The 19,848-nt window shown below is 71.6% G+C and carries 24 protein-coding genes; 10 read left to right on the forward strand and 14 right to left on the reverse strand.

What is annotated here, in order from left to right; all coding sequences use genetic code 11:
• Nucleotides 1-2 precede the first annotated feature (2 nt).
• A complete protein-coding gene (locus AC3A3H_RS08130; protein ID WP_487614051.1) occupies nucleotides 3-521 on the reverse strand; it encodes an FHA domain-containing protein in 519 nt (172 codons plus the stop codon).
• Nucleotides 514-1,143 (reverse strand): CDP-alcohol phosphatidyltransferase family protein, encoded by a 630-nt coding sequence (locus AC3A3H_RS08135; RefSeq protein WP_487614052.1) that lies wholly within the window; start codon nucleotides 1,141-1,143, stop codon nucleotides 514-516. Before AC3A3H_RS08135 ends, AC3A3H_RS08130 begins: the two co-directional genes overlap by 8 nt.
• A 63-nt stretch (nucleotides 1,144-1,206) precedes the next feature.
• Here AC3A3H_RS08135 and AC3A3H_RS08140 point away from each other — a divergent pair, with 63 nt between their 5' ends.
• On the forward strand, nucleotides 1,207-2,034 hold the full coding sequence (locus tag AC3A3H_RS08140; protein WP_487614053.1) for a DUF1295 domain-containing protein: 828 nt from the start codon (nucleotides 1,207-1,209) through the stop codon (nucleotides 2,032-2,034).
• On the opposite strand, the gene AC3A3H_RS08145 is transcribed toward AC3A3H_RS08140, so the two are convergent.
• Nucleotides 2,018-2,515 (reverse strand): hypothetical protein, encoded by a 498-nt coding sequence (locus tag AC3A3H_RS08145; RefSeq protein WP_487614054.1) that lies wholly within the window; start codon nucleotides 2,513-2,515, stop codon nucleotides 2,018-2,020. The genes AC3A3H_RS08140 and AC3A3H_RS08145 overlap by 17 nt on opposite strands.
• 72 nt (nucleotides 2,516-2,587) lie before the next feature.
• On the opposite strand from AC3A3H_RS08145, the gene AC3A3H_RS08150 reads away from it, so the two are divergent.
• The 3 genes from AC3A3H_RS08150 to AC3A3H_RS08160 are packed head-to-tail and all read left to right on the forward strand — an operon-like array spanning nucleotide 2,588 to nucleotide 4,256.
• Nucleotides 2,588-3,088 (forward strand): hypothetical protein, encoded by a 501-nt coding sequence (locus tag AC3A3H_RS08150; protein WP_487614055.1) that lies wholly within the window; start codon nucleotides 2,588-2,590, stop codon nucleotides 3,086-3,088.
• Nucleotides 3,085-3,447 (forward strand): RNA-binding S4 domain-containing protein, encoded by a 363-nt coding sequence (locus AC3A3H_RS08155; RefSeq protein WP_487614056.1) that lies wholly within the window; start codon nucleotides 3,085-3,087, stop codon nucleotides 3,445-3,447. Before AC3A3H_RS08150 ends, AC3A3H_RS08155 begins: the two co-directional genes overlap by 4 nt.
• Nucleotides 3,447-4,256, forward strand: coding sequence for a DUF72 domain-containing protein (locus tag AC3A3H_RS08160; RefSeq protein WP_487614057.1), 810 nt, complete (start codon nucleotides 3,447-3,449; stop codon nucleotides 4,254-4,256). The genes AC3A3H_RS08155 and AC3A3H_RS08160 overlap by 1 nt, the downstream gene beginning before the upstream one ends.
• Here AC3A3H_RS08160 and AC3A3H_RS08165 read toward each other — a convergent pair.
• Nucleotides 4,253-4,642 (reverse strand): VOC family protein, encoded by a 390-nt coding sequence (locus tag AC3A3H_RS08165; protein WP_487614058.1) that lies wholly within the window; start codon nucleotides 4,640-4,642, stop codon nucleotides 4,253-4,255. The two genes, AC3A3H_RS08160 and AC3A3H_RS08165, sit on opposite strands and share 4 nt — an antisense overlap.
• Nucleotides 4,643-4,692: 50 nt before the next feature.
• Nucleotides 4,693-5,640 (reverse strand): J domain-containing protein, encoded by a 948-nt coding sequence (locus AC3A3H_RS08170; protein WP_487614059.1) that lies wholly within the window; start codon nucleotides 5,638-5,640, stop codon nucleotides 4,693-4,695.
• Nucleotides 5,641-5,758: 118 nt separating this feature from the next.
• On the opposite strand from AC3A3H_RS08170, the gene AC3A3H_RS08175 reads away from it, so the two are divergent.
• Nucleotides 5,759-6,142: a glyoxalase superfamily protein gene (locus AC3A3H_RS08175; protein WP_487614060.1), complete on the forward strand. Its 384-nt coding sequence runs from the start codon at nucleotides 5,759-5,761 to the stop codon at nucleotides 6,140-6,142.
• Here the strand turns inward: AC3A3H_RS08175 and AC3A3H_RS08180 are convergent.
• From AC3A3H_RS08180 to AC3A3H_RS08205, 6 genes are read right to left on the reverse strand one after another with little or no spacing between them, the layout of a single operon-like run.
• On the reverse strand, nucleotides 6,139-7,020 hold the full coding sequence (locus tag AC3A3H_RS08180) for a prenyltransferase (RefSeq protein WP_487614061.1): 882 nt from the start codon (nucleotides 7,018-7,020) through the stop codon (nucleotides 6,139-6,141). The genes AC3A3H_RS08175 and AC3A3H_RS08180 overlap by 4 nt on opposite strands.
• The gene (locus AC3A3H_RS08185) at nucleotides 7,017-7,391 is read right to left on the reverse strand and encodes a lycopene cyclase domain-containing protein (RefSeq protein WP_487614062.1); all 375 of its coding nucleotides are present in this window, start codon (nucleotides 7,389-7,391) and stop codon (nucleotides 7,017-7,019) included. Before AC3A3H_RS08185 ends, AC3A3H_RS08180 begins: the two co-directional genes overlap by 4 nt.
• Nucleotides 7,388-7,723 (reverse strand): lycopene cyclase domain-containing protein, encoded by a 336-nt coding sequence (locus AC3A3H_RS08190; protein WP_487614063.1) that lies wholly within the window; start codon nucleotides 7,721-7,723, stop codon nucleotides 7,388-7,390. The genes AC3A3H_RS08185 and AC3A3H_RS08190 overlap by 4 nt, the downstream gene beginning before the upstream one ends.
• A complete protein-coding gene (crtI, locus tag AC3A3H_RS08195; RefSeq protein WP_487614064.1) occupies nucleotides 7,720-9,336 on the reverse strand; it encodes a phytoene desaturase family protein in 1,617 nt (538 codons plus the stop codon). The genes AC3A3H_RS08190 and crtI overlap by 4 nt, the downstream gene beginning before the upstream one ends.
• A gap of 11 nt (nucleotides 9,337-9,347) precedes the next feature.
• Entirely contained in the window at nucleotides 9,348-10,271 is a 924-nt protein-coding gene (locus tag AC3A3H_RS08200; protein ID WP_487614065.1) for a phytoene/squalene synthase family protein, read from the reverse strand.
• Nucleotides 10,268-11,404 carry a polyprenyl synthetase family protein gene (locus AC3A3H_RS08205; RefSeq protein ID WP_487614066.1) on the reverse strand — a complete coding sequence of 379 codons (1,137 nt, stop codon included), beginning with the start codon at nucleotides 11,402-11,404 and terminating at the stop codon, nucleotides 10,268-10,270. Before AC3A3H_RS08205 ends, AC3A3H_RS08200 begins: the two co-directional genes overlap by 4 nt.
• A 72-nt stretch (nucleotides 11,405-11,476) precedes the next feature.
• Between AC3A3H_RS08205 and AC3A3H_RS08210 the strand changes: the two genes are divergently transcribed.
• From AC3A3H_RS08210 to AC3A3H_RS08220, 3 genes are all read left to right on the forward strand, one after another.
• On the forward strand, nucleotides 11,477-12,034 hold the full coding sequence (locus AC3A3H_RS08210; RefSeq protein ID WP_487614067.1) for a MarR family winged helix-turn-helix transcriptional regulator: 558 nt from the start codon (nucleotides 11,477-11,479) through the stop codon (nucleotides 12,032-12,034).
• Nucleotides 12,035-12,093: 59 nt separating this feature from the next.
• A complete protein-coding gene (locus AC3A3H_RS08215) occupies nucleotides 12,094-12,435 on the forward strand; it encodes a DUF7882 family protein (protein ID WP_487614068.1) in 342 nt (113 codons plus the stop codon).
• Between the two features lie 116 nt (nucleotides 12,436-12,551).
• The gene (locus AC3A3H_RS08220; RefSeq protein WP_487614069.1) at nucleotides 12,552-12,734 is read left to right on the forward strand and encodes a hypothetical protein; all 183 of its coding nucleotides are present in this window, start codon (nucleotides 12,552-12,554) and stop codon (nucleotides 12,732-12,734) included.
• Between the two features lie 39 nt (nucleotides 12,735-12,773).
• Here the strand turns inward: AC3A3H_RS08220 and AC3A3H_RS08225 are convergent, their stop codons facing one another.
• Nucleotides 12,774-13,685 (reverse strand): sigma-70 family RNA polymerase sigma factor, encoded by a 912-nt coding sequence (locus tag AC3A3H_RS08225; protein ID WP_487614070.1) that lies wholly within the window; start codon nucleotides 13,683-13,685, stop codon nucleotides 12,774-12,776.
• Nucleotides 13,686-13,940: 255 nt separating this feature from the next.
• Between AC3A3H_RS08225 and AC3A3H_RS08230 the strand changes: the two genes are divergently transcribed.
• A complete protein-coding gene (locus tag AC3A3H_RS08230) occupies nucleotides 13,941-15,392 on the forward strand; it encodes an MFS transporter (protein WP_487614075.1) in 1,452 nt (483 codons plus the stop codon).
• 34 nt (nucleotides 15,393-15,426) lie between these two features.
• On the opposite strand, the gene ku is transcribed toward AC3A3H_RS08230, so the two are convergent.
• Nucleotides 15,427-16,317: a non-homologous end joining protein Ku gene (gene ku, locus AC3A3H_RS08235; protein WP_487614071.1), complete on the reverse strand. Its 891-nt coding sequence runs from the start codon at nucleotides 16,315-16,317 to the stop codon at nucleotides 15,427-15,429.
• An 86-nt stretch (nucleotides 16,318-16,403) separates the two neighbouring features.
• On the opposite strand from ku, the gene AC3A3H_RS08240 reads away from it, so the two are divergent.
• Complete coding sequence (locus AC3A3H_RS08240) at nucleotides 16,404-18,833, forward strand: ATP-dependent DNA ligase (protein WP_487614072.1); 2,430 nt, start codon at nucleotides 16,404-16,406, stop codon at nucleotides 18,831-18,833.
• Here AC3A3H_RS08240 and AC3A3H_RS08245 read toward each other — a convergent pair.
• A partial coding sequence (locus tag AC3A3H_RS08245; protein ID WP_487614073.1) for a diacylglycerol/lipid kinase family protein occupies nucleotides 18,820-19,848 on the reverse strand: 1,029 nt, incomplete at its 5' end. The genes AC3A3H_RS08240 and AC3A3H_RS08245 overlap by 14 nt on opposite strands.

Below are 19,848 nucleotides of genomic sequence, written 5' to 3' on the forward strand. Positions count from 1 at the left end.
GGCTAGTTCTTCGCCGCGGCGGCGAGATCTTGGCGCGAGGCGTAGAACGTGAGCCGGAACTTGCCGATCTGGACCTCGGACGAGTCGCTGAGCAGCGCGCTCTCGATGCGGACGCCGTCGTAGTACGTGCCGTTCAGCGAACCGAGGTCGCGGACCTCGAAGGCCGTTCCGCGGCGTGTGAACTCGGCGTGCCGGCGCGAGACGGTGACATCGTCGAGGAAGATGTCGGCGTTCGGGTGCCGGCCCGCGCTCGTGACGTCGGCGTCGAGGAGGAATCGGGCCCCGGTGTTGGGACCGCGCCGCACGATGAGCAGCGCAGAACCGGACGGCAGCGCCGCGATCGCCTCCTGCTCCTCGGGACTGATCTCTCCGTCGACCGGGAACATCTTGGAGACGAACTCCTCGCCGAAGCGCGCCGTCGTGTCCTCGTTCCCCGTCGCGGCATCGCGCAGGGGGTTCGCGGCGTCGCGGCCGTCGTCGTCAGCAGCAGAAGCCGATCCAGGGTTCTTCTCGTCAGGCACCGTCAACCTCCTCGTGATCAAGCCTATCGGAATGTGGGCCACTGTCATCGGGCGGAAGACGGATGACGCGCGCGGTCTCCCGAACGTAGACGATGCCGGCCCACCAGTAGAGGAAGGCACCCCACAGCGCGAACGCCCAGCCGAGCGGCAGCGAGTAGGGCGCCAGCGGGTCGAAGGCCTCGCCCAGCATGAGCAGCGGGAGCGCCCAGAACAGGCAGAAGGTCGCCACCTTGCCGAGGTGGTGGACGGGCAGCGGGCCGAAGCCGTGGTTGGCGAGGATGACGCCGAGCACCGCGAGCATGACGTCCCGCGCGACGATCACCGCCACCAGCCACCAGGGGATGACCTCCCGCCAAGCGAGGCCGACGAGGGCCGCGAAGATGTAGAGCCGGTCCGCTGCCGGGTCGAGGAGCTGCCCGAGCCGGGAGACCTGGTTCAGCCGCCGGGCCAGCCAGCCGTCGAGGAAATCGGTGACGCTGGAGACGACGAGGACGAGGAGCGCAAGCGCATCCTCCCCCTCGATCACGAACGCCAGGAACACCGGCACCAGAGCCAGCCGGAAGAAGCTGAGAACGTTCGGGATCGTCCACACGCGCGAGCTCACCGCGCCGACACCATCCACGATTCCACTCTACTGACCGTGATCCTCCCGTCGAGTGACGTCCGCGACCCTAGGATGTGGGGCGTGGAGCCCTTCTTCGTGTGCCTCTGGATCCTCGCCGGCGTCTGCGCCGCGACCTGGGTGCTGTCGCTCATCACCGGCGAGCACTCCTGGGTCGACCGGATCTGGTCGGTCGTCCCGGTGGTCTACGTGTGGGTCTTCGCGGTCGCCGCCGGCCTCCAGGACGCCCGCCTCGACCTGATCGCGGCGCTCGTGACGCTGTGGGGCGCGCGGCTGACCTTCAACTTCGCGCGCAAGGGCGGCTATGCGCCCGGCGGCGAGGACTACCGCTGGGAGGTGCTGCGCGGCCGGATGAGCCGGGGCGCCTTCGCGCTGTTCAACCTCTTCTTCATCGTGATCTACCAGAACGTGCTGCTCCTGCTGATCGCCCTGCCGGCCTGGACCGCGTTCCAGCACCGGACTCCGCTGAACGCCCTCGACCTCGTGTGCGCCTTGCTGTTCCTGGTGCTGCTCGCGGGCGAGACGATCGCCGACCAGCAGCAGTGGGACTTCCATCGCTGGAAGAAGGCGGAGGTCGCGGCCGGCCGGCAGCCCGAACCGCGCTTCCTGCAGACCGGGCTGTTCCGCTACTCGCGGCACCCGAACTTCTTCTGCGAGCAGGCCCAGTGGTGGGTGGTGTTCCTGTTCGGCTGCGTCGCGGCCGGCTCGCTGCTGCAGTGGACCGTGATCGGGCCGCTGCTGCTCACCGGGCTCTTCATCGGCTCCACGGTCTTCACCGAGAGCATCTCGCGTTCGCGCTATCCCGAGTACGCCGCCTACCAGCGCCGCACGTCGCCGATCGTGCCGTGGTTCCCGCGGCGTGGCGGGGAGACCGTCACCGCGCGGTCGTGACGGCGCGGACGGGACGCGGGAACGCCTCCCGCATGTGGTCGGAGTCGAGGTAGTCGGCCACGCCGATGAGGATCAGGCTGAAGACGATCTGCTCGGTGACCATCCAGAACGGGTAGAGGCCGGGGATCGCCGCGATCACCAGCGTGACCACGGGGAAGATCTTGGCGAACAGCCGCAGCCGCGAGTAGGCCCAGTAGTAGCCCTCCCGGGCACGCCAGGCGAAATAGAACAGTGTGACCGTCATGCCGAGCACCACGACCGAGCGCATCCAGACCGCGAACGGCACCGGCGCCCCGTCGAGCGTCAGCACCAGCGCGATGACCACGGCCGTGCTGCCGACGACGAGCTCGGCCACCAGCAGCCAGGCGATGACGACGAACGCCCGCCGGGTGCGCGGGTGGTCGCGGCCCTCCTGCGGGACGGTGTAACCGGCGTGGCGTCCGCCCGCGATCCGGTCGAGCCGCCGGAGCACTGAATCCATGGGTTCACGGTATCCCGACGCGGCTGGGAGATGCTTCCAGCTTTCGATGGATCCAGCGCGTACGGTGTTCCTATGTCCTGCATCCGCTTCAACACGCCAGCGCAGCGCCAGGCCATGCGCGACCACAGCCCGGCCATGCTCACCGCGGAGGAGGCCGCCGCGCTCCATCCGGCGCCGGAGTTCACGGAGAGCAAGCTGCGGAGGCTGCGACTGCTCGCGACGGACCCGAACCCGAAGATCCGGGAGGCCGTGGCGTCCAGCTACAACACGCCCGTCGACCTCTTCGAGGCGCTGTCGAAGGACCCCGACGAGGGCGTGCGCGGCTGCGTGGCGAAGAACGAGGCGACGCCGTGCGACATCCTGCGCTCGCTCGCCGGCGACCGCTCGGAGACGGTCCGCGGCTGGGTGGCCGTCAACTACTACGTGCCGGCGGATGTCATGGAGAAGCTCGCGAAGGATCGGAGCAGGACCGTGCGCAGCCTCGTGAAGTGGAAGGCGCAGCTCGCCGAGGACGAGGGCACGGCGGAGGAGGCCGCGCCCGAGCGGGCCGGGGAGCCCGCCCTCCGGCCATGACGAGCGTCCGCGTCGACGCCTGGGCGTGGGCGGTGCGGCTGTACAAGACCCGGTCGGCGGCCTCCGACGCCTGCAAGGCCGGTCATCTCAAGGTGAACGGCGACCGCGCGAAACCGTCGCAGCAGGTCAAGATCGGCGACGAGGTGCGCGCCTACGTCGGCGGCTCGGAGAAGATCTACATCGCCCGCAAGCTGATCGTGAAACGCGTCGGCGCGGCGATCGCGGCCGAGTGCTTCGAGGATCGCACCCCTCCCCCGCCGCCGAAGACCGAGACGCCGTCGGACGTCACGCGCGAGCGCGGCTCCGGCCGCCCGACCAAGCGGGACCGCCGCGTCCTCGACCAGCTCCGCGGTCGCTGATGGCGGTGGCGCGGGTCGGGATCTCGGGCTGGACGTACGCGCCCTGGCGCGGCGTGTTCTACCCGAAGGGCCTGCCGCACCGCGCCGAGCTCGAATACGCCTCGGGGCGCCTCAACTCGATCGAGCTGAACGGCACCTTCTACGCATTGCAGAAACCCGCGAGCTACCGGACCTGGGCGGCGAGCACTCCGGACGACTTCGTGTTCGCGGTCAAGGCCGGCCGGTACATCACGCACATCCTCCGCCTGAAGAACGCGCGGGCCGCCGTCGCGAACCTCTTCGCGTCCGGCATCCTGACGCTCGGACCCAAGCTCGGCCCGCTGCTCTGGCAGCTCCCCCCGAACCTCCCGTTCGACCCGGAGGCGCTGGACGCCTTCCTCGGGATGCTGCCGAAGACCACGGCTGCGGCCCGGACCCTGGCGGCGGAGACGACGCTGGAACGGGACCGCACGGACTACGCCGGCACGGCCGACCGCCCGCTCCGCCACGCGGTGGAGGCCAGGCACGCGAGCTTCACCGACCCCGCGTTCGTGCGCATCTGCCGAGACCACGGCGTCGCGGTGGTGCTCGCCGACACGGCGGGGCGCTACCCGGTGCTGCGCGAGACGACCGCGGACTTCGTCTACGTGCGTCTGCACGGCGACGAGGAGCTCTACGCGAGCGGGTACACGGACGAGGCGCTCGATCGCTGGGCGGTCGAGCTGCGCGAGCGGCTGTCGGCTGGGCTGGACGTGTACGCGTACTTCGACAACGACCTGAAGGTGCGGGCGCCGTACGACGCGATGGGATTGCTGAGGCGCTTGGGCTAGCCCGCCAGCACCGACATCACGTTCCCGGCCGGGTCGCGGAACCAGGCGATGTCCGGGCCGCGGTCGACCGCGCGGCCGCGGGCGATGCCCTTCTCGTCGGTCGGCAGGGAGTCGTCGTCGTAGATCTTGGTGACCACGCCCTTCGCGTTGAGGTCGTCGACGGCGGCGTCGATGTCATCCACCGCCAGGTTCAGGATGGTGAAGCTCGCCGGGGTGTGGTCGGGCTTCGGGTAGACGAAGACGTGACCACCGCTCGGGAGGGCGATGTCGAGGTTGCCCATCGGGCCCTCGCTCACGTCCAGACCGAGGGCGTCGCGGTAGAAGTCCCGGGCGGCGTCGATGTCGTTGACGCTGAAGCCGCTGAAGATGTCGATTGCGTTGACCATGGTGGCAACTCTGCCCCCGGAGCGCGGTGGCGTCTAGGTCGGGGTGACGTCTAGACGAAGCGCACGGCCTCCTGCAGGCGCGGCCGCAGCTCGAACGCGCGGTCGACGCTCGCGCGGCCCGCGGCGTCCGCCCCGTCGCGGAGGATCTTGGGCAGCAGCGAGCGGCGCACGACCGTCGCGCCAGCCAGCCGGCCGCGCTGCACGACGTCGAGCGGGACGGCCAGGGCGTCGTCCGGGACGACCACGATCAGGCCGGTGAAGCGGACGCCCGCCTGACGGCCGAAGCTCTTCGCCGAGTTGTACAGCTCGCGGAACGGCTCCTCGTCCCGGCCGATCCCCTCGCCCACGAGTTCGCCCTTCGCCAGCTTGACCGGGGCGCCCCAATCGGCGGAGCGGATCGCGAACAGGCCGGCGGGACCGAGGACGATGTGGTCGAGCTTGGCGTCGGTCGCCGGGTGCACGGCCACGTCGTTCCAGATGGTGAAGCCGATGCCGAGGCCGGAGACGGCGCGCGCGGTCGCCTCCTCGGCGAGCGCCTCCGCCAGCAGCATGCGGATCTCCCGGGGCGCCGAGCGCACCAGTGCGGGGTCGTACGGGTCGGGGAGGTCGGAGCCGCGGCCCTGCCACTCGCGCATCAGAGTCAGGAAGCGCTCGCGGGCGCGGCCGCCGGGGTGCCCGTAGCTGCGCGCGCGCACCGTCGGGCCGCGTCCCGTCGAGCGGGTCGGGTGCACGGTCGCGCTGAAGCCGCCGCCTCCCGACTCGCCGGAGACCGCGTCGACCACCAGGCTCTCGCCGCGGTCGTAGCGGGCCCGGTCCTCCGGGTCGCCGACCTGCTCCCACGCGAACTGGACGGCCTGGAACGCCTCCGCGGAGCCGCCGGTGTCGGGATGCGTGAGGCGGGCGAGCCGGCGGTACGCGCGGCGCAGCTCCTCCTGGCTGACCGTCGCACTGACGCCGAGCACCTCGTAGGCGCTCGGCGCGGCGGGACTGTCGCTCATGTTTCCCGAGGGTAGCGGTCGGATCCGCGAATTCGCTCGATTTCGATTGAGGCCGGAACCTGACCGCATGCCGCCATAGCCTGGAGTCACACCGCAGGAAACCGAAAGGGCAGGAATCATGACCATCAGCGACTGGCGCATCGAGCTCATCATCGTCCCCGTCACCGACGTCGACCGGGCCAAGGCGTTCTATGTGGACGCGCTCGGCTGGAACGCGGACTTCGACCAGCGCGTCTCGGAGACGCTCCGGTTCGTGCAGGTGACGCCGCCCGGGTCGGCCTGCTCGATCGCGTTCGGCGAGGGGCTCACCGACATGGCGCCCGGCACGATGAAGGGCCTGCAGATCGTCGTCCCCGACGCGGACGCGGCGCTCGAGCACCTGCGCTCCAACGGGATCGAGGCGCAGGGCGTCGACGAGCAGCCCTGGGGGCGCTTCGTCTCCTACACCGACCCGGACGGGAACGGCTGGACCCTGCAGCAGCTCGTGCCGCAGAACCGCTAGAGCCCCATCGCGTACGCGATCAGCAGCAGCGTCACCACGAACCCGCACGCGTAGTTGATCCAGAGGAAGCGCCGCCAGCCCCGGTTGGCGGCGCTCGCGCGTTCGTCCGGCACCGACCAGTACGGCGCGGCGGTGAGGATGTACGGCACCGCGAGCACGGCGGCGAGCGGGCCGGGCCACGCCGTCCCGAGCATCGCGGCGCCCGCGGCGGCCCAGGCCACGATCGCGAGCCGCGTGGTCCGCGCGGCTCCGAGCGCGGTCGCGATCGAGGCGATGCCGGCCTCCCGGTCGGGCACCACGTCCTGCACCGCGCCGAAGGCGTGGCTGCCGACACCCCACAGGAAGAAGGCGAGCAGCACGAGCCAGAGCCCGGGAGTGAACACGGCCCCGGCGAGCACGAGCCCGTACAGCGCCGGGCTCACGAAGTGGAAGCTCGACGTCGCCGAGTCGAGGAAGGGGACCTCCTTGAACCTCAGCCCCTTCACCGAGTAGGCCAGCACGGCGAAGACGCTCGCGGCCAGCACCAGCCAGGACAGCGGCGAGCCGACCACGACGAGGAACACCAGGAACGGCACGTTGGTCGCCGCGGCCGCGACCAGGGTGCGCCGGTGCATCCCGCGGTCGAGCAGGGCGCCCTCCGCACCGCCCTTGCGCGGGTTGCGCAGGTCGGACTCGTAGTCGAACACGTCGTTCACCCCGTACATCGCCAGGTTGTACGGGATGAGGAAGTAGAGCGTGCCGACGACCAGCACCGCATCGACGCGGCCGGTGGTCAGCAGGTAGGCCGCGGCGAACGGGAACGCGGTGTTGATCCAGCTCAGCGGGCGGGAGGCCAGGACGAGCTGGCGGAGGGCGGACGGCGCGACGGTGGTGGTCATCGACGGCTCCGTTCCCGGCCGCGGTCGCCCGCCCGGTCGCGCGCCCGGCCGGGATCGTCGGGCCGCCGCCGCAGGAGCAGGCAGAGTCCCGGCAGCAGCAGGAGGCCGGCGACGGGATACGCGAGGTCCTCGATCGGGACCAGACCGAGGTGCACGCCGGAGATCGCGGCGGAGGCGTAGGTCATCAGGCCGGCCGCGATCATGGCGTTGTCGAAGACGACCGTGAGCAGCACCAGCAGCACCCCGGTCACCAGGGCCGGGACGAGCCAGCGCGTCAGGAGCCGGGACCGGTCGGGAGCGCGCACCAGGCCCGCGACGAGCACTGTCGCGGCGAGCGCGAGGAACACCGCGCTGAGGAGCGGGTAGGTCATCCGTGCCTCCGCCGGTCGAGCAGCGCGCGCGTGCCGAACAGCAGGACGAGCGTCAGATAGCAGAGGAACGCCAGGAACACCGGTTCCTCCAGCGGCAGCTGCGGCGCGAGCTCGATGCCGGTCATGAAGGGCGACCGGCCTCGGGCGAAGACGCCGAGGGCGACGCCGAGCAGGTCCCAGGCGAGGAAGAAGACCACGCCGGCCAGGAGTACGAGACCGGCCCGCCGCGCCGCGCCCCGGCCGCCGCGCCAGAAGACCAGCGCGAACCGGCGGTCGACCAGGACGAGGGCGCCGAGCGAGACCAGGAGGCAGGCGAGGTAGGCGGCGCTCACGGCACGCGCTCCCCGGCGGTCGCGGCACGCAACGGCTCCGCCAGCGGCCCGGCGCTGCCGTCGCCGCGCAGGCGCTTGAGGACGAGTTCCGCGCTGATCAGGCACATCGGGAGGCCGATCCCCGGGATCGTGGACGATCCGGCGTAGAGGAGGCCGTCGACCCGGCGGGACGCGTTGCCCGGCCGCAGGAACGCGCTCTGCCGGAGCGTGTGCGCCAGCCCGAGCGCCCCGCCCCGCCAGGAGTTGAAGCTCTGCGCGAAGTCGTCGGGACCGACCGTGCGCCGCACGACGATCCGGTCCGCCAGGTCCGCGATGCCCGCCCAGCCGCCGATCTGCGCCACCGCCGCGTCGACGGTGCGTTCCACCAGGCGGTCGCCCGCGCCGCCCACGCCGCCGCTCCCGATGGAGACATCGGCGGCGACCGGCACCAGCACGAAGAGGTTCTCGGCGCCCGCCGGGGCGACCCCCGGGTCCGTCTCGCTCGGCTTGCAGACGTACAGCGACACCGGATCGGGGATGCTCGCACCGCCGCCGGAGTCGCGACCGGGGCCGACGATGTGATCGAATCCCGTCTCCCAGTCGGAGGTGAAGAACAGGTTGTGGTGCGCGAGCTGCGGGAGCGCGCCGCTGACGCCGAGCATCGCCAGCACGGCGCCGGGTCCCGGGTCGCGCCGCTCCCACGCGGGCTCGGGATGCGTGCGCAGCTGCGGCGGCAGCAGCTCGGTCTCGGTGTGGTGGAGGTCGGCGGCCGAGACCACGACGTCCGCGTCCACGGTCGCGCGGCGACCGGCGCGGTCGACGTACTCCACCCCCGCCGTGCGCGCGCGCCGCCGGCCCACCGGCTCGGTACGGATCTCCGTCGCGCGAGCGCCGGTCACCAGCTCGGCGCCTGCGTCCTCCGCGACCGCGGCGATCCGCCGGATGAGCTCGGCGAAGCCGCCCAGCGGGTAGCGCACGCCGTCGTCCAGGTCGAGGTGGCTCATCAGGTGGTACATGCTGGGCGCCCGGGCCGGTGAGGTGCCGAGGAAGACGGCAGGGTAGCCGAGCAGCTGGCGGAGCCGGTCGTCGCGCACGAAGCCGGCCGCGTAGCGGTCGAGCGGCTCGAAGAGGAGGCGGGCGAGCCGGCCGGCGCGGCGGAGCACGGCAGGGGCGAGCAGGGGGCCCGGGGACGCGAAGGTCGCGTAGAGGAAGCGGTCGACGGCGAGCCGGTACGTCTCGGCCGCGCTCGCCAGGTAGCGGTCGAGCGCGGCGCCGGCGCCGGGCTCCACGCTCTCGAACAGGGCGCGGTTGGCCGCCCCGTCGGCCCGGATGTCCAGCGGTGCGCCGCCGGCCTCCGCGAACAGCCGGTAGCCGGGGTCGAGGGTGACCAGGTCGAGCTGCTCGGCGGCGCTCGTGCCGAGCAGCCGGAAGAAGTGGTCGAACACCTCCGGCATCAGGTACCAGGACGGCCCGGTGTCGAAGCGGAAGCCGTCGGCCTCCCACAGCCCGGCCCGGCCGCCCAGCACGTCCTGCTGCTCGAGCAGCGTGACCCGGCGGCCGTCGTGCGCGAGGAGGGCGGCGGTGGCGAGCCCGGCGATCCCTCCCCCGATGACGACGACCCGCTGTGCGTGCACCGGACCCGCCGTCACCGCAGCGTCCCGGTCGACGCCCGGAGCAGGATCGCGAGCTTGACGCCGTTGGGCACGCGGATCCGCCGCTCCAGCAGCTCGCGCGCCGGAGTGGCGCGGATCCGGTCGCTCAACTCCGAGAACAGTCCGTGCGCGGCGGCGATGGCCCGGCGGCAGTTGTCCGGCAGCTCGGGGATGACGTCGGCTGCGGCCCCCAGGTCGCAGTCGATGTCGACCACGAGCGCCAGCTTCTGCCGCTCGGTGAGGTGCGCGGGGTCGATGCCGGGGAAGTAGCTGCGGCCGAGCTGGGCGTAGTCGACCGCGAGGTCGCGCAGGAAGTTGATCTTCTGGAACGCCGCCCCGAGCCGGCGCGCGCCCGCCTGCAGCCGACGCCGGGTGGCCTCCGGCGCAGGCGAGTCGGCCAGGAAGACCGCGAGGCACATCAGGCCGACGACCTCCGCCGACCCGTACACGTAGGCGCTGAGCTCGTCCGCGGAGAAGTCCACCGGGTCGAGGTCGCGCCGCATGGAGTCGAAGAACGGCCGGGTCAGCTCGGCCCCGAAGCCGGCGGAGCGCGCCGTGCGGGCGAAGGCGTGCACGACGACATTGGCGCTGTAGCCGGTGCGCAGCGCCTGCTCGGTGTCGGCCTCCAGGGCGTCCAGGACCTCGCGGATCTGAGCGACCGACAGCCCCGCCTCCGCCGCGGCACCGTCCACGATCTCGTCGGCGACCCGGACGAGCGCGTACACGTCCTCCACGCCGGGCCGGACGGACGCCGAGAGCAGCCGGGTGGCCATCCCGAACGACGTCGAGTACTCGTGGATGATCGTGGCCGCGCTGCGGTGCGCGGCCCGGCCGTAGCAGGCCAGGTCGGTGTCGGAGCCGGGAGCGGACGGCTCCCCTGGGGAGAGCTCCGACGCCGACGGCTCGGTGCGGGTCATGCCGACCTCCCGACGCAGCCGACGGCGATGCGGGTCAGCGCGCCGGCGAGCGCGGACGGCAGCAGCGGCGAGTCCAGGGCGGCGACCGCGGCGGACACCCGGTCGAACAGGAGGCGCTCGGCGAAGGCACGGGCGCCACAGCGTTCCAGGGCCGCCGCGAGCTCGGCCGTCTCGGCGGCCGTCAGGTCGGCCCGGCCGAACAACGGTTCGATGTCGGCCCACTCCGCCGTGCCGCGCGCGAAGGCGATGAGGGTGGTCTCCTTGCCCTGCTGGAGGTCGCCGACGGCAGTCTTGCCCGTCACCGCCTCGTCGCCGTAGACGCCGAGCAGGTCGTCGCCGAGCTGGAACGCGACGCCGACCAGCCGGCCGTACCCGACCAGCAGCTCGACCACCTCGTCGCCACCGCCGGCGAGCACGGCGCCCGCCGCGAGCGGCCCGGACACCGAGTACTCCGCGGTCTTGTCCGCGGTCATCGCCAGGACGTCGGGCAGCCCGCTCGCGGACATCCCGGTGGCCAGGCCCACATCGGCCAGCTCGCCGGCCGCGGTGACGAACACCGCCCGGTCGATCAGGTCGAGGAGCCGGGAGCGGGTGACCTCCGGAACCGTCAGCCGGGCGACGCGCTGGGCGGCGGAGTGCAGCAGCAGGTCGCCGGCGAGGATGGCGGCGGACTCCCCCCAGAGGCGGGCGTGGGGAAGGCCTGCACCTCGGAGGAGCGCATCGGCGCTGAACTCGCCGGCGACGTTCGGGCGCCCGCGCCGCACGGTGTCGCCGTCGATCACGTCGTCGTGCAGCAGGAACGCGCTGTGCAGGAGCTCGAAGGCCAGCGCGGTCTGCACCGCGGCCTGGCGCGCGCCGTCGTTCGCGGCGGGGTCCGCGGAGGCGCCGGTCAGGCCGTGGAACGCGGTGAGCACCAGCCGCGGCCGCAGGCGCTTGCCGCCGCGCGCGGAGTCGCCGATGGCCAGCCAGAGCCGGCGGTACGCCTCGCCGTACTCCGCGGCGTCGTGCTCGCGGGTCGTGAGGAAGGCGGCCAGCTCGCGCTCGACCCTGCGGAGGTCCGCCTCGACCGAGTCGGGAACCGCGAAGTCCGCACCGGTGCGGGGCTCCGTGAGATCCGGGCGCAGCTGGGTCATGTCGCTTCCTTTACCTAGCCTGGTTAGCAAATAACTTAGCACGATTCTTATCGTGGGCAATAGGATGAGCGCATGAGTTCGAAGGAGGAGGCCCGGCGCATCTCCGGGTCGCTGACCGACCCGCGGGTGATCGACCCGCGGCAGGAGCTCGTGCGCCACGACGACCTGAGCGATGACGAGCTTCAGCAGATCATCGCGGTCCTCGAGGCGGTGCGCGACTGGCGGGAGGCCGAGCAACGGCTGAGCTTCGAGTCGCGCACTGCGATGCAGCTCAACGAGACCGACATGAAGGCGCTGCGCTACGTCATCGCTTCCAGCAACGCCGACGTCGCGGTGACGGCGGGCGCGCTGGCCGAGCACCTGCACATCTCGACCGCGTCGGTCACCAAGCTGCTGGACCGGCTGGAGCGCGCCGGGCACATCGTCCGCAAGCCGCACCCCACCGACCGCCGCGCGGTCACCGTCGAGATCACGCCGGAGACGCACCGTCAGGTGCGCCGGACGATGGGCCTCCAGCACGCCAGGCGCTTCGAGGTCGCCCGGTCGCTGAGCCCGGCCGAGCGCGAGATCGTCACCCGGTTCCTCACCGAGCTGAGCGCGACGACGCTCGTCACGGCTCCCGTCGACTGAACGGACGACGTTCTCGCGCCGAATGCGAGCATTCGCGCTCGTTCAGGTACGGTTCTGGCATGGGAAAGCTCGTATACGGCGGCACGACCGAGATCGGGTTCGAGGACAGAGTGCTCGCGCACCTGCAGATCGTCGTCGGTCTCAAGCTGCGGCGCAAGGAAGGCTTCTTCTTCTCCTGGCGCGACGAGCAGGGGGTCGGGGACGGCCGCAGCGCGGTCTGGATCGACCCGGCGATCCCCCTGCTGTTCCGCTACAGCGGCGGACGGCCGCCGTCGATCAACAAGCAGTGGCTCGAGCAGCTCACGCTCTCCTCCAACAGCGCCCAGGGCCTCCAGCTCACCGAGGAGATCGGCGCGCTGGGCGCGGACGAGGTCAACGCGGACTCGCCTCCCGGCCGCTGATCCCGCGCCTCGCCCCGGCGCTGCCACAAACTCGCTGAAAGAACCTCAGCCACGCTTGATCCACTCCCGGCCCACGCCTAGTGTGGGCCGTGATCATGGCAGATGGGAGGCGCGCCATGTCACCGGAATCAGAAGACCCGCTCGTCGCTGCCGCTCCGGCGGAAGCGCCTGTGGCGGAGGCCGTCGCCGCCCCCGCGGACGCGGAGGCCGGTGCGGATGAGGCCGCCCCCGGGGATCGCCCCGGGGACATCCCGTTCGACCAGGCGGTCATCGAACACGAAACCCCCGAGCTCGGCTGAGCCCGGGGGTTCCGGCGGTCTTGGTGGTGCGCCGGCGCCTCAGCGCAGGTACTCGAGCAGTTCGGGGCAGCGCAGGCGCTTGAGGCTGCGGGTCTCCAGCTGGCGCACGCGCTCGCGCGTGATGCCGTAGACCGCACCGACCTCGTCCAGCGTCATCGGCTTGTGGCCGTCGAGCCCGAAGCGCATCCGGACGACCTTGGCGTCGCGCGGCGGTAGTTCGCGCAGCCGGTCCTCCAGGTCGCGGTGGCGGAACTCCACCTCCACCGACTCCGACGGGCCGGGGGCGTCGCCGTCCTCGATCAGGTCGCCGAGCTCCGCGCCCTCGTTCTCGCCCACCGGCACCGCCAGGGACACGGTCTCCGAGTCGCTCATGCGGAGCTTGTGCACCTCGGCCGGGGTCAGGTTGGCGGCCTCCGCCATCTCCTCGAGCGTGGGCGTGCGGCCCAGCTCGCCGCCGAGGTCCCGGCGGATGCGGTCCAGCTTGTCGATCTTCTCGACCGTGTGCACCGGGATGCGGATCAGGCGTGCGGTGTCCGCGATGCCGCGGAGGATCGACTGCCGGATCCACCACGTGGCGTAGGTGGAGAACTTGTTGCCGGTGCGGTAGTCGAACTTCTCCACCGCGCGGACCAGGCCGAGGTTGCCCTCCTGGATCAGGTCCATCACGGCGAGCCCACGGCCCGCGTAGCGCTTGGCGATGCTGACGACGAGACGGAGGTTCGCCTCGATGAAGCGCTCGAAAGCGCGCTTGCCGTCATCGGCCAGGTACTGCAGCTCCCGCCGTTCGCGCGGGGTCAATCCGGGGCGGGTGGCCAGGCGGTCGCCGGCGAGGACGCCGACCTCGATCCGCTTGGCCAGGGCGACCTCCTCGTCCGCCGTCAGCAGGCGGGTCCTCCCGATCGAATTGAGGTAGTCGCGAACTGGATCATTGGTCACTTCGAGCGTCGTCATCGTGTCATCCCATTTCGTCGTGCGCAGCTGTTTTCTGCCCCGATTCGTGAGCCAAGGCAATCAGATTGCTCAGTCCCCCAACAAGGGGTTGACAGCCGTGATGCGACTCGCTAGGCGTGTCGCTTGCTGACTCGCAAATGTTCGGTTGTCAAGGGCCTCGCGCCGGAAACAGGTGCTCGTACTGTTCTGGCAATGAGCGCGCATTCATCGGATTCTCAGCAACTGAAGACGATCCGGACGAAGATCCCCGCCCGTCTGGACCGCCTCCCCTGGTCCCGCTTCCACTGGCTTGTCGTCGTCGGGCTCGGCACCGTCTGGATCCTCGACGGTCTCGAAGTCACCATCGTCGGCGCGATCGCGTCCCGGCTCACCGAGTCGGCCTCCGGTCTCGGCCTGACCACCGGGGAGGTCGGGCTCGCGGCGGCGATCTACGTGGCCGGCGCGTGCACGGGCTCGCTGGTGTTCGGCTACCTGACCGACCGCTACGGCCGCAAGAAGCTCTTCATCGTCACGCTCGGCCTCTACCTGCTGGCCACGGTGCTCACCGCGTTCTCGGTCGCGCCGTGGATGTTCTTCGTCTTCCGGTTCTTCACCGGCGCGGGTATCGGCGGCGAGTACGCGGCGATCAACTCCGCGATCGACGAGCTCATCCCGGCCCGTCGCCGCGGTGTCGTCGACCTCGCGATCAACGGGTCGTACTGGCTCGGCACCGCGTTCGGCGCCATCCTCACGGTGTTCCTGCTCAACACGGCGATCTTCCCGGCGGACGTCGGCTGGCGCATCGCGTTCGGCCTGGGCGCGGTGCTCGGCCTGGTCATCCTGCTGGTGCGCAGGAACGTCCCGGAGTCGCCGCGCTGGCTGTTCATCCACGGGCGCGACGAGGCTGCCGAGAAGGAGGTCGACGGCATCGAGCACGACATCGAGGAGGAGCGCGGCGCGGAGCTGGAGGCCGTGCCCGACGACAAGGCGATCGAGATCCGGCAGCGCCGCTCGACCGGGTTCGGCGAGATCATCCGGGTCGGCATCCACCAGTACCCGAAGCGCTCGATCCTCGGGCTGTCGCTGTTCGTCGGGCAGGCGTTCCTCTACAACGCCGTGTTCTTCACGTACGCGCTGGTCCTGACCGACCTGCTGAAGGTGCCGGCCGATGTCGCGCCGTGGTCGCTGATCCCGATCGCGATCGGGAACTTCCTCGGGCCGCTGCTGCTCGGCCGGCTCTTCGACTCGATCGGCCGCCGGTTCATGATCACGCTGTCCTATGTCGGCTCCGGCGTGCTGCTGATCGGCACGGCGCTGCTGTTCTCGGCCGGAGCGCTGGACGCCGTCTGGCTCACCGCGTGCTGGATGGTGGTCTTCTTCTTCGCGTCGGCGGGCGCCAGCGCGGCCTACCTGACCGTGAGCGAGATCTTCCCGATGGAGACGCGCGCGATGGCGATCGCGTTCTTCTACGCGGTCGGCACTGCCGCCGGCGGCATCGTCGGCCCGATCCTGTTCGGCCAGCTCATCGGCGGCGGGGTGCAGGCGGTCGCGTTGGGGTACTACATCGGCGCCGGACTGATGATCGCGGCGGGACTGGTCGAACTCTTCCTCGGTGTGGACGCCGAGCGGAAGTCGCTGGAGGACATCGCGGCGCCGCTGTCGGCGCAGACTCCGGCGCAGTCCGCGTCGCCGGCGCAGTCGGGATCGCAGTCCCCGCGGGATTCGTGACGCGCCGCTCAGCTCGCCAGGAGCCCCAGCAGCGTCACGCGGGCTTCTTGGCCTTCTTCGCCGGCGCCTTCTTCTCCGCAGCGCTCTTCTTCGGCGCCGCCTTGGTCCCGGCCGCGTCCGCCGCGGACGCGCCTCCCCTGCTCCGCTCGACGCTGCGCTGCAGCGCCTCCATCAGGTCGATGACTTCGCCGCCGCCCTTCTTCGGCTCCTCGGCCTCCTCGCCGAAGGTCACGGCCGTGTCGATGCTCTCGCCCTGCTCCAGCTTGGCGTCGATCAGCCTGCGCAGCTCCTCCTGGTACTCGTCGCTGAACTTCTCCGGCTCGAAGTCGCCCGCGAAGCTCTCCATCAGCGCGCTCGACAGCGACAGCTCGCGCTCGGTGATGCGCGGGGCCGTCTCCAGCGACGGGAACTCGGCCGCGCGGATCTCGTCGTGCCAGAGCATCGTCTGCAGCACCAGGACGTTGCCGCGCACCCGCAGCGCGCCGAGGCGGGTCTTCTGCCGGAGCGCGAAGTTGACGATCGCGGTGCGGTCCTCGTCCTCCAGCGTCTTGCGCAGCAGCGCGTAGGCCTTGAGCGACTTGGAGTCCGGCTCCAGGTAGTAGCTGCGGTCGAACATGATCGGGTCGAGCTGGTCGTTCGGCACGAACTCCACGACGTCGATCTCGCGGCTGCGCTCGGCGGGCAGCGACTCCAGGTCCTCCGGCGTCAGGATGACCGTCCGCTCGCCGTCGTCGTACGCCTTGGCGATGTGCTCGTACGGGATCGTCTTGCCGTCGATCTCGCACACGCGCTTGTACCGGATGCGCCCGCCGTCGGCGTCGTGCACCTGGTGCAGCGCGACGTCGTGATCCTCGGTCGCGCTGTAGACCTTCACCGGCACGTTGACCAGTCCGAAGGTGATGGCTCCCGTCCATATGGCCCTCATGGGACCATCGTGTCCGCGCTTCCGCGGAAAAACAACAGTGGAAGCGGTATCTGCCGCGGGACGGCGCGGGCGCGTACGGTGTCCACATGGTTGCGGAGGACACCGAGACGGTCTCGATCGACGGCCACCGGTTGCGGCTGACGAACCTCGACAAGGTGATGTACCCGGAGACCGGGACTACGAAGGCCGACGTCATCGGCTACTACAGCGCCATCGCCGACGCGATGATCCCGCACACGCGCGACCGGATCGCGACGCGCAAGCGCTGGGTGCACGGCGTCGGGACGCCCGACCATCCCGGCCAGGTGTTCTTCCAGAAGAACCTGGACCCGGCCTCCACCCCGGGCTGGGTGAAGACCCGCACCATCCGGCACAAGACCAGCGATAACACGTACCCGCTCGTGAACGACCGGGCCACCCTCGTGTGGCTGGCCCAGATCGCGTCGCTGGAGCTGCATGTGCCGCAGTGGCGCGTGGGCCGCGGCGACCAGCGGCACAACCCCGACCGCCTGGTGCTCGACCTCGACCCGGGCGAGGGCGCGACCCTCCAGGACTGCGCGGAGGTCGCCCGGCTGGCCCGCGCCATCCTCGCCGGCATGGGGCTCGACCCGTTGCCGGTCACGAGCGGGTCGAAGGGCATCCACCTGTACGCCCCGCTCGACGGCTCGCAGACCAGCGACCAGGTCTCGGCGGTCGCGCACGAGTTGGCGCGGGCGCTGGAGGCCGACCATCCCGACCTCGTCGTGAGCGACATGAAGAAGGCGCTGCGCTCGGGCAAGGTGCTGGTCGACTGGAGCCAGAACAACGGGGCGAAGACGACGATCGCGCCGTACTCGCTGCGCGGGCGGTTCCGGCCGACGGTCGCCGCGCCTCGCACTTGGCGCGAGCTGGCGTCGAAGGACCTCCGGCAGCTGGAGTACACCGAGGTGCTGGACCGGGTGAAGCGCCGGGGCGATCCGCTGGCCGACCTGTCGGCGGGACGTGCGGCAGCCGAGGCGACCGACCGCCTGACCACGTACCGCTCGAAGCGCGACGCCGACAAGACCCCGGAGCCGGTGCCGAGCGTCAGCCCGGACGCCGCCGATGGCCGCTCGTTCGTCATCCAGGAGCACCACGCCCGGCGGCTGCACTGGGACTTCCGGCTGCAGCACGACGGCGTGCTGGTCAGCTGGGCACTGCCGAAGGGCCCGCCGACGGACCCGAAGCAGAACCACCTCGCCGTCCACGTCGAGGACCATCCGCTGGAGTACGGCACGTTCGCGGGCGACATCCCGCACGGGGAGTACGGCGCCGGCCACGTCGACATCTGGGACCACGGCGAGTACGAGCTCGAGAAGTGGCGCGACGACGAGGTGATCGCGACCCTGCACGGGCAGCCGGACGGCGGCCTCGGCGGCGAGCCGCGGAAGTTCGCCCTCATCGCGACCAAGCAGGACGGCGACGAGAAGAACTGGCTCATCCACCTGATGAAGGAGTCGGGCACACCGAAGGTCCCCGGCACGAAGACGGCTCCGGCGAAGCCCCGCACGGCCTCCGCCAAGCCCATCACCGATGAGCCCGTCTCCCCCATGCTCGCCACGCTCGGCTCGCGCGCCGACATCCACGACGAGTCCGACTGGGCGTTCGAGATGAAATGGGACGGCATCCGCGCCATCGCCGTCGTCCGCGACGGCGCCGTTCGCCTCACCACCCGAAACGGCAACGACGTGACCCGCACCTACCCCGACCTCGCCGGACTGGTCGACCTCGCGGGCGACCACGGCCTGGTCCTGGACGGCGAGATCGTGACGCTGACGCCGAAGGGCCGTCCCGACTTCGGCCTCCTGCAGACCCGGATGGGCCTCACCCGCCCGGCGGAGGTGGAGGCTGCGGCCAAGCGTGCGCCCGCTCACTACTTCGTCTTCGACCTGCTGGAGCTCGACGGGAAGGACCTCCGCCGCGAGACCTACGACGAGCGCCGCGCCGCCCTGCAGGACGTGCTGCGGCCGCCCAAGGACGACCCGGTCCAGGTGCCGCCCGCCTTCGCCGGCGACGTCGACCACGCCATCGCCTCGTCCCGCGAGCTGGGCCTGGAGGGCGTCATGGCGAAGCAGCGCGACGGCGCCTACGCGACCGGCCGGCGCTCGCGCACCTGGATCAAGATCAAGCACCACCTCGCCCAGGAGGTCGTCATCGGCGGCTGGACCCCCGGGAACGGCCGTCGCGCGAACGGCATCGGCGCGCTGCTCCTCGGCATCCCGGACGGCGACGGGCTGCGCTACGTGGGCAAGGTGGGCACGGGGTTCACCGACGCGATGCTGGACGACCTGGCGAAGAAGCTGGCGGCGCACCCGCGCGCGACGCCGCCGCTGGAGGGCGTGCCCTCGCTCGACGCCCGCGGCGCGCACTGGGTGCGACCCGAGTACGTCGGGGAGGTCGAGTTCGCCGAGTGGACGAGCACCGACCGGCTGCGCCAGCCGTCCTGGCGCGGCCTGCGGCCCGACAAGCGGGTGGACCAGGTGGTCAGGGAGAGCTGACCGGCGCGTACACGGCGAGCGCCGCCGGCAGGATGCGCAGCAGGAGGGCGTCGCCCGGGGTCGTCGTGGAGGCCTCCCCGTCGTGGGCGTAGCCGGGGTCCTCGCCGCGCGCACGCAGCGAGAGCTCCTCGGCGGTGAAGCCATCGACCGCCGGCGGCCCCTGGAGGAACGGGAGGCGCGCCACGAGCGAGTCCGTCCGGCCGCCGAACGCGAGCGCCACCGCGCCACGGGTCTTCGGCCGCCGGCCGGCGTCGAGGATGCGCACGTCCAGCACGCCGTCGTCGAGCCGACGCCGTTCGATCGGGGCGACGGTCAGCGGGTAGTAGCGGTCCACCCCGATGAACACCGACCAGACCGTCCGGCGGCGCCCGTCGACCTCCAGCTCGATCGGCGCGCTCTCCCGCACCACCCGGATGGCGGCGATGACCGCGGCGAGGGGCTTGCCCCAGCGGCCCTCGTAGCGCTCGCGCTCGGCGACGAACCGCGGATAGACGCCGACCGAGGAGGTGTTGAGCACGGTCCGGGTCACGGCGTCGCCGTCCGGGCCCGCCGGAAGCCGCAGTTCCGCGACGTCCACCCGGCGGCCGGTGCCCGCCTCGAACGCGTCGAGCGCGGCCTCCACGGTGTCGGCGCGCACCGCCTTCGCGAAGTGGTTGAACGTCCCCCCGGGGATCACGAGCAGCGGGAGGCCGGCCAGGCGCGCCGCGTGAGCCACCCCCGCCACCGTCCCGTCGCCACCGGACACGGCGAGAGCGCGCGGCGGCTCCGCCGACCCGAGCTGCTCCTGGACGAGGGCCGCGATGTCGTCGCCCTCCTGGAGCTCGTGGACGTGGGCCTCGGGGAGCCGCTCCGCGAGCAGAGACCGCGGATCCGGCCTCCCGAGCCCGGCGCCCGAGCCCGGGTTGACGACGATGAACGCCCCGGCGCCGCGCGGCAGCACCGGCAGCTCGACCGGCTGCGCGGTCGGTTCTCCGCGGAGCGCGGCCGGCCGGAGCCGGCGCAGCGCGGGAGCAGC

It is taken from the genome of Leifsonia sp. Soil_N53, assembly GCF_057655165.1.

Excerpts from the sequence above, each read along its gene's own strand:
- AC3A3H_RS08145 (WP_487614054.1), bottom strand. The coding sequence starts at position 2,515 with ATGGATTCAGTGCTCCGGCGGCTCGACCGGATCGCGGGCGGACGCCAC.
- AC3A3H_RS08150 (WP_487614055.1), top strand. The coding sequence starts at position 2,588 with ATGTCCTGCATCCGCTTCAACACGCCAGCGCAGCGCCAGGCCATGCGC.
- AC3A3H_RS08155 (WP_487614056.1), top strand. The coding sequence starts at position 3,085 with ATGACGAGCGTCCGCGTCGACGCCTGGGCGTGGGCGGTGCGGCTGTAC.
- AC3A3H_RS08160 (WP_487614057.1), top strand. The coding sequence starts at position 3,447 with ATGGCGGTGGCGCGGGTCGGGATCTCGGGCTGGACGTACGCGCCCTGG.
- AC3A3H_RS08165 (WP_487614058.1), bottom strand. The coding sequence starts at position 4,642 with ATGGTCAACGCAATCGACATCTTCAGCGGCTTCAGCGTCAACGACATC.
- AC3A3H_RS08170 (WP_487614059.1), bottom strand. The coding sequence starts at position 5,640 with ATGAGCGACAGTCCCGCCGCGCCGAGCGCCTACGAGGTGCTCGGCGTC.
- AC3A3H_RS08175 (WP_487614060.1), top strand. The coding sequence starts at position 5,759 with ATGACCATCAGCGACTGGCGCATCGAGCTCATCATCGTCCCCGTCACC.
- AC3A3H_RS08180 (WP_487614061.1), bottom strand. The coding sequence starts at position 7,020 with ATGACCACCACCGTCGCGCCGTCCGCCCTCCGCCAGCTCGTCCTGGCC.
- AC3A3H_RS08185 (WP_487614062.1), bottom strand. The coding sequence starts at position 7,391 with ATGACCTACCCGCTCCTCAGCGCGGTGTTCCTCGCGCTCGCCGCGACA.
- AC3A3H_RS08200 (WP_487614065.1), bottom strand. The coding sequence starts at position 10,271 with ATGACCCGCACCGAGCCGTCGGCGTCGGAGCTCTCCCCAGGGGAGCCG.
- AC3A3H_RS08205 (WP_487614066.1), bottom strand. The coding sequence starts at position 11,404 with ATGACCCAGCTGCGCCCGGATCTCACGGAGCCCCGCACCGGTGCGGAC.
- AC3A3H_RS08210 (WP_487614067.1), top strand. The coding sequence starts at position 11,477 with ATGAGTTCGAAGGAGGAGGCCCGGCGCATCTCCGGGTCGCTGACCGAC.
- AC3A3H_RS08215 (WP_487614068.1), top strand. The coding sequence starts at position 12,094 with ATGGGAAAGCTCGTATACGGCGGCACGACCGAGATCGGGTTCGAGGAC.
- AC3A3H_RS08220 (WP_487614069.1), top strand. The coding sequence starts at position 12,552 with ATGTCACCGGAATCAGAAGACCCGCTCGTCGCTGCCGCTCCGGCGGAA.
- AC3A3H_RS08225 (WP_487614070.1), bottom strand. The coding sequence starts at position 13,685 with ATGACGACGCTCGAAGTGACCAATGATCCAGTTCGCGACTACCTCAAT.
- ku (WP_487614071.1), bottom strand. The coding sequence starts at position 16,317 with ATGAGGGCCATATGGACGGGAGCCATCACCTTCGGACTGGTCAACGTG.
- AC3A3H_RS08240 (WP_487614072.1), top strand. The coding sequence starts at position 16,404 with ATGGTTGCGGAGGACACCGAGACGGTCTCGATCGACGGCCACCGGTTG.